We start from the raw sequence: 6,746 nt of genomic DNA, 5'->3' as shown, positions 1-6,746 counted from the left end.
CTACTGGTCCCGCGGCGGAACCACCGGAGCCGGCAACGGCACCCTGCTCTGCTCCCATCACCACCATCTGATCCACAAGGAACACTGGAGCATCCAGATGCGCACCGGCATCCCCTGGTTCATCCCGCCACCCCACCTCGACCCCGCCCGGACACCCCGCCGGAACACCTACTTCCGCCTGGAGTGACCCCGTGGCCGCCGCGTGACAGAAGCCCTGACGGCCGGGTCACCGTGGGGGTCGAACGGCAGCGGCCCGGACGGCCGGGTGGAACAGATACTTCCGCCCCCACCAGTAGCGCCCCGCGGCGCTTACGGCTAGTCCCGCCGACACGTCACCGCCTCCACCGCGCGCAATATCGGCTGCGACTTCGACATGATCCCCGTCGTCCTCGGCGGCGAGGGCCAGGTCCTGGACACCGGCCGAATCTCTCCGCGTCCGGGGGCGAAGCCCACCCAATCACGTAGTAGTTCCGCGCCGGAACCACTGGGCTGGACAACGGGACAGGTCGATAATAAGAGCTCTGCGAGCGGTGGTTATTCCTCAGAGAATCTTGCGCCGAAGACTCACGATTGCAACGCAGTTAGGGCTGCGATAGTTTGTGCCTTGAACGACACAATCATGTGGAACCTGGGACGCCACTGTTAGGTGGCGCTCAAGTGTGGATATGAGCCACGCGCGTACTCTTTCAAGAAGGGTTTCGCTCGATGGCAAGCTGCACCAAGATCACCTACTCCACCCCCTGGCACGCGAACCGCGCGCTCAAGGAAATCATCCGGCAGGGCTCGTCATCTGGGGGCAAGTTGCCCGCGAGCGTATACCCATGCGGAGGCTGCAAGGGATGGCACCTGACCTCGAAAAGGGCAGCTGGAAAGGCAAAGAAGTGGCAACGCCATTCTTCGTGAAAGTTTCACCAGCGCGCTAATGGGACCCTGCGTACTCGCACAACCACGTGATCCACGAGGACTGTGGACCATCCGGATGCGGACCGACGGCATACCCGGTTCGTCCCCGCCGCACGTCGACCCGGCCGGGCCGGACCGGGCCGGGCCTACCGATGATCGCGCCGGCGCGTCATCAAGAGCAAGGGTGATCAGGAGGTCCGGCCGGCGCAACCAGATCAGCCCCGCCGGCCGAGCGGGCGTTAGAGGAACTCGGCCCGGCCTTCCATTGCCGAGGACGCCAATGCGTGTTCCCGCCGCGGGATCCTGCCGGCCGCTTTCGCCAGCCTGCCGGCGATGACGGCATGTTTGAAGGCCTCGCCCATGAGCACCGGATTCTGCGCACGGGTCACCGCCGTAGCCAACAGCACGGCGTCGCAGCCGAGTTCCATCGCCAGGGCAGCGTCCGAGGCCGTGCCGATCCCGGCATCCAGCACCACGGGCACGGACGCGCGCGAGACGATCAGCTCGATGTTGTGCGGGTTCAGGATGCCCAGTCCGGTGCCGATCGGGGCGCCCAACGGCATCACGGCCGTCGCGCCGAGGTTTTCGAGCCGGAGGGCAAGCACGGGGTCGTCGTTCGTGTAGGCGAAGACCTTGAAGCCTCGGGCCACGAGCTGTTCGGTTGCGTCCACGAGTTCGACGGCGTCCGGCAGCAGTGTGTGCTCGTCGGCAATGACTTCGAGCTTGACCCAGTCCGTTTCCAGGGCCTCCCGCGCCAGCTCGGCGGTAAGGACGGCGTCCTTGGCGGTGAAGCAGCCTGCCGTGTTGGGCAGTACCCGGATCTGATGGTCCTCGAGCAGCTGGAACAGCGAGCCCGTCTCCGCCGGCGAATAGCGGCGCATCGCCACCGTGGTCAGCTCCGTCCCGGACGCCACCAGCGCCGCCCCGAGCCCGTCCAGGCTCGGCGCACCGCCGGTTCCCATGATGAGGCGGGAGCCGAGCCTTACGCCGTCGACCACGAACGGATCGGCCACCGCACCGGTCATGGGGACGGCCTGTGTTCCTGCGAACGTCGTCTCGTTCATGCTGGTCATCCTCCCTGGACTGCCGTGACAAGTTCGACGTCGTCGCCGTCGGCGAGCGCCGTGGCGTGCCACTGGCTGCGCGGCACCACTTCGGCGTTGCGGGCGACGGCGACACCGAGCTTCCGCCCGTCGGCGGCGCGGCCGTCGGGGCCGATGCTCCGGCCAGTGAGCCGGCTGACGAGTGCGGAGACGGAGGCGCCGTCGGCGACGCTCTGATCCGTTCCGTTAAGTCGGATGTTCATGCTGCTTCCTTCTTAGGGCTGTCCCCGGACGTAACCGGGATGCGGGAAAAACGGTCGGGGCGGAACCCGGCCCAGCGCGGGTCCGGCGTGAAATCCATGAGTTGCCGGCACACGGCGGCAGCGGCGGGGGTCAGCAGGACGCCGTGCCGGAAGAATCCTGTGGCGATAATGAGTCCCGGGACGTCGCCGCCGTCCGCTTGTGCGATCCGCCCCAGCAGCGGGGCATTGTCCGGGGTTCCGGGCCGCGCCCGCGCCGTGGCTTCCAAAAGCTCCAGCTCGGCGACCGCAGGCACCAGCTGCTGGGCATCCCGCAGCAGCTGGTAAATGCCGCCGGCGGAAACCGCGTGCGGATCCGACGGTCCATCCTCCCGCTGGGTGGCCCCGATCACCACGGTGCCGTCCTGGCGGGGGACGATGTACACCGGGATGCCGCGCACCATGCCCCGCACGGTGGCCGTGAGCAGCGGCTGCAGATGCGGAGGCACGCGGAGCCGGAGGATGTCGCCGTAGACGGGCCGCAGCGGCAGCGCCAGCCCGGCCGGAAGCTCCTCGAGCGCGGCGGCGCCGAGCCCGTTGGCGACCACGGTCTCGGCAGCCCGCACGGTACCGCCGCCAGCCAACCGCACACCTGCCACCTGTCCGTCCTGCCACAGCAGGCCTGCCGCGCGCCGCCGGACGAAGCTGCCGCCTTCCGCACCGAGCACGCCGGCGAGCCGGGTGATCAGCAGGCGGGGGTCCACCTGGTGGTCGGCCGGGATGTCGAAGGCACACGAGATGCCGGGACTCAGCAGGGGCTCCCGGGTGCGCGCCTCGCGCACTGTCAGTGGCTCCACGGCCAGGCCGCATGTCTGCTGGACTTCCCTCAAGTCCGCGAGCGCGCGCCGGTCCGCCGCGTCGGCCCCCACCGCCAAGGTCGGCGTCGTTAAGTAGCCCGTACCTGCCGGCGGATCCGCGCCGGCGGCACCGGCGTCGAGAGCCGCAGCGAATCCTGGCCACAACCGGGAGGCCTCGAGCATCAGTTCCAGGAGCTGTTCCTCCTGGTAGTGCAGTTCACTCACGGGGGCCAGCATGCCGGCCGCGGCCCAGCTGGCTCCGCTGCCGGGAGCATCATCGATCAGGACCACGGATCGGCCCGAGCGGATGGCCTCGAACGCGATGCCATGGCCGATCACCCCGCCGCCGATCACGGCCACGTCGGCAGTCGTATCCCCCGCGATGATTCCCTCTGCGGTACCGGTCCCTGTGTCACAAACCTGGGCGGCGGCGTCATTTGCGGCTCCGGCTGCACGGCCTGCTCGTGTGCCCATGAAAAATTCCTTCCCTACGCCGGTACTAGCCGGATCAGGTCAAGCGGTCGGCTCTGACGCCCTCTCAGCCGGGCAGCGGCGACATGGCTGCTGCGGGCTCCCGCGGTATGCGCCCAGTTTAGAGGAACTAGGCTGGTCCCATGAGCCAGGACCCTCTCCACACCACCGCCCGCCTCTATCTCTGCACCGACGCCCGCAGGGACCGCGGCGACTTCGAGGACTTCGTGGACGCCGCCTTCGCCGGCGGCGTGGACATCATCCAGTTGCGCGACAAGTCGCTCGAGGCCTCCGAGGAGCTGGAACTGCTGGAGGTCCTGCACACCGCAGCGCAGCGCCACGGGCGGCTGTGGGCCGTCAATGACCGGGCGGACATCGCCTCCCTGTCCGGGGCTCCGGTGTTCCATGTCGGCCAGAAGGACATTTCGCTCGACGCCGCCCGCGGCTTTCTCGGCAAGGATGCCGTGATCGGCCTGTCCACCCACAGCCCGAAGCAGGTGGACGCCGCCATCGCTGCCGCGCCAGGCCGCAAAGGGCTCGATTATTTCTGTGTGGGCCCCGTGTGGGCGACGCCCACCAAGCCCGGACGCGCCGCCGTCGGCCTCGATCTGGTGCGCTACGCCGCCCAGGCGATCGGCGGGGCGGACGCGGAGGGAACCGGCAAGGTCGACGAAAGCGTGCTGCCGTGGTTCGCGATCGGCGGGATCGACCTCAGTAACGTGGAGCAGGTAGTCGATGCCGGTGCCCGGCGGATCGTCGTGGTCCGGGCGATCACCGACGCCACTGATCCGGCCCACGCCGCCGGAGCCTTGCTGGCGGCGCTGGACGCCGCCGCATCCTAAGCAGGTCCCCAGCCCGTAATGCCGGCCGGCACTGAAACTATCCGGCGAGACCCAGCTCCGTCATCCGGCGCGCGTGATTCGCTGCGAGTTCGGCCGCCAGGCCGTTGACCAGCGCCCGGGCGCCGGCGTCGTCCAGCCCCGACAGTCCGCCGAGGAACGCGTGCTCGGCGCTGACACGCTGGGCGTGGTTCAGTACTTCCCCCAGCAGACGCCTGGCCCACAACGCCAGGCGCGACGCCAGCCGGGGGTCATCGGCCAGGGCCGCCTTGATGCGCGCCTGCAGCACGGCCGTGGACTCACCGGTGGAGCGGACCTGCCCGATCAACTCACGGGTCGCGGCGTCGACGTACCGGCCCACGACGCCGTAAAAGTCCGCGGCGACCGTGTCGATCACGTAGGCCTTCATGAGGGCCTCGTACCAGTCCGACGGGCGCGTGCGTTCGTGGAAGTGGTCCACCGAGGGCTGGAACGGCAGCATGGCGGCCTCCGTATCCAGGCCCATGTGTTCGAGCCGGATTCGGACGAGTTCGTAATGCTGGAACTCGACCACCGCCATCCTGCCCAGCAACGCACGGTCATGCAGCGTGGGCGAATACCGGGCACTCGAGGACAGCCGCTCGAAGGCGGAAAGCTCGCCGTACGCCAAGACTCCCAGCAGGTCGGCAAGGAAGCTGTTGTAGAGGGCAGGATCGTCCGCAGTTGCGCTCATCATCCAAGACTAATAGCGGAAATCGGGCTACCCTGATTTTCGTGTCACATCATCGCCTGACCCCCAGTGTCCACGAGCAGCAGAACCAGCTTGCCGGGGCACTCAAGGCGTTGCGCACCACGCTGGAACTGCCCGGCCCGTTCCCCGAGGATGTGCTGCGCGACGCGGAGGCGGCGGTGGCCGAGCACAAGCTCCCGGACCTTGACCTCACGCACGTCGAGTTCGTGACTATCGATCCGGCATCGTCCACCGACCTGGACCAGGCCCTGTTTATCGAACGGAGCAACGGCGGCTACAAGGTCTTCTACGCCATCGCCGACGTCCCCTCCTTTGTCGCCCCGGGCGGGGCGCTGGACGCCGAGACCCGGCGCCGCGGCCAGACCTTCTACACCCCGGACGGCCGGATTCCGCTGCATCCGGAGATTATCAGCGAGGCCGCCGGCAGCCTGCTCGCCGGGCAGCTGTGCGCGGCGTTCGTCTGGGAGTTCGAGCTCGACGCCGCGGCAGAGGTCGCCTCGGTCCTCGTGCGCCGGGCACAGGTCCGCAGCCGCGCGAAGCTCAACTACAAAGGCGTCCAGGCCGAGCTCGACGCCGGCACCGCGGCGCCCGTGCTGCAGCTGCTGAAAGAAGTAGGCCTCAAACGGGTGGAACTGGAACGACTGCGCGGCGGCGCGAGCCTGAACATGCCGGAACAGGAGATCCAGCAACTGCCCGACGGCGGCTACCGGATCGTAGCGGCCCCGCCGCTGCCGGTGGAGGACTGGAACGCCCAGATTTCACTCATGACCGGGATGGCCGCCGCGGCGCTCATGCTCCAGGGCAAAGTCGGCATCCTGCGCACCATGCCCGCCCCGGACGAGGCATCACTGCGCCACTTCCACCGGCAGACCCACGCCCTCGGCAAGCCCTGGGACGGGGAAATGCGCTACGGCGAGTACCTGCGGACCCTTGACCCGACGGACCCCCGGCAGCTGGCCATTGTGCATTCGGCCGGGATGCTCTTCCGCGGTGCCGGATACACACCCTTCGACGGCACAGTGCCCAACGCCGCCGTCCAGTCCGCCATCGGCGCCGCGTACGCCCATTCCACGGCACCCCTGCGGCGGCTGGTCGACCGCTTCGTGCTGGTAATCTGTGAGGCACTGAGCAACGGCACCGAAGTTCCTGCCTGGGCCCGGGAGGCGCTGCCGTCCCTCCCCGCCATCATGGGCACCTCGGACCAGCTGGCCGCGAAACTGGAGCGGCTGTCGCTGGACACCGTTGAGGCGGCGCTGCTCGTCAACCACGTCGGCCAGGAATTCGACGCTGTCGTCATCTCCGGTCCCAAGCCGGCCAAGGGCACCAACGGCACCAGCAACGGCAACGGCGGGAAGACCAACGGCAACGGAAACGGCCCGTCCGGGATCGTCCAGATCGCCGAGCCCGCCGTGACCGCACGATGCCCCGGCGAGCTGGAACCGGGCACCAAAGTCCGGGTCCGGGTGGTGTCCTCGGACATCGTCACGCGGGAAATCCAGTTGGAGCTCGTGGGCTGACGGCCCCCTATCGGTCCGTTGACGGCCCGCTGGCCGTCCTCACGCCGTCCCCACGCCGTCGCCAGCCAGCGCTGCCGGCCGCCCTCCCGGTCACCTCCCGAGGCGTAATCACCCGCCCAGTCGAGGATCCACGCCTTGTACAGCTAG

7 protein-coding genes and 1 riboswitch are annotated in these 6,746 nt (G+C 68.6%); of the genes, 3 read left to right on the top strand and 4 right to left on the bottom strand.

What is annotated here, in order from left to right:
* Positions 1-187: HNH endonuclease (locus tag AC1DGD_RS02570; RefSeq protein ID WP_476855777.1), on the top strand; the 187-nt coding region annotated here is incomplete at its 5' end.
* Positions 188-1,142: 955 nt separating this feature from the next.
* Here AC1DGD_RS02570 and AC1DGD_RS02565 read toward each other — a convergent pair.
* The 3 genes from AC1DGD_RS02565 to thiO all read right to left on the bottom strand — a co-directional run bounded on the left by AC1DGD_RS02565 (position 1,143) and on the right by thiO (position 3,516).
* A complete protein-coding gene (locus AC1DGD_RS02565; protein ID WP_079550362.1) occupies positions 1,143-1,967 on the bottom strand; it encodes a thiazole synthase in 825 nt (274 codons plus the stop codon).
* A gap of 5 nt (positions 1,968-1,972) precedes the next feature.
* The gene (gene thiS, locus AC1DGD_RS02560) at positions 1,973-2,209 is read right to left on the bottom strand and encodes a sulfur carrier protein ThiS (RefSeq protein WP_476855776.1); all 237 of its coding nucleotides are present in this window, start codon (positions 2,207-2,209) and stop codon (positions 1,973-1,975) included.
* Positions 2,206-3,516: a glycine oxidase ThiO gene (gene thiO / locus AC1DGD_RS02555; RefSeq protein ID WP_476855775.1), complete on the bottom strand. Its 1,311-nt coding sequence runs from the start codon at positions 3,514-3,516 to the stop codon at positions 2,206-2,208. Before thiO ends, thiS begins: the two co-directional genes overlap by 4 nt.
* Positions 3,510-3,630, bottom strand: a riboswitch (TPP riboswitch). Its footprint overlaps the gene before it by 7 nt.
* Before the next feature lie 26 nt (positions 3,631-3,656).
* On the opposite strand from thiO, the gene thiE reads away from it, so the two are divergent.
* On the top strand, positions 3,657-4,355 hold the full coding sequence (thiE, locus tag AC1DGD_RS02550; RefSeq protein WP_476850362.1) for a thiamine phosphate synthase: 699 nt from the start codon (positions 3,657-3,659) through the stop codon (positions 4,353-4,355).
* 37 nt (positions 4,356-4,392) lie between these two features.
* On the opposite strand, the gene AC1DGD_RS02545 is transcribed toward thiE, so the two are convergent.
* The gene (locus tag AC1DGD_RS02545; protein WP_230008586.1) at positions 4,393-5,067 is read right to left on the bottom strand and encodes a ferritin-like fold-containing protein; all 675 of its coding nucleotides are present in this window, start codon (positions 5,065-5,067) and stop codon (positions 4,393-4,395) included.
* A 38-nt stretch (positions 5,068-5,105) separates the two neighbouring features.
* Between AC1DGD_RS02545 and AC1DGD_RS02540 the strand changes: the two genes are divergently transcribed.
* Positions 5,106-6,599: an RNB domain-containing ribonuclease gene (locus tag AC1DGD_RS02540; RefSeq protein WP_476855774.1), complete on the top strand. Its 1,494-nt coding sequence runs from the start codon at positions 5,106-5,108 to the stop codon at positions 6,597-6,599.
* Positions 6,600-6,746 lie beyond the last annotated feature (147 nt).

Source organism: Arthrobacter sp. 05T45, from assembly GCF_056395875.1.
The sequence above is the reverse complement of the archived record's forward strand: the minus strand, read 5'-3'. Positions and strand labels throughout refer to the sequence as shown.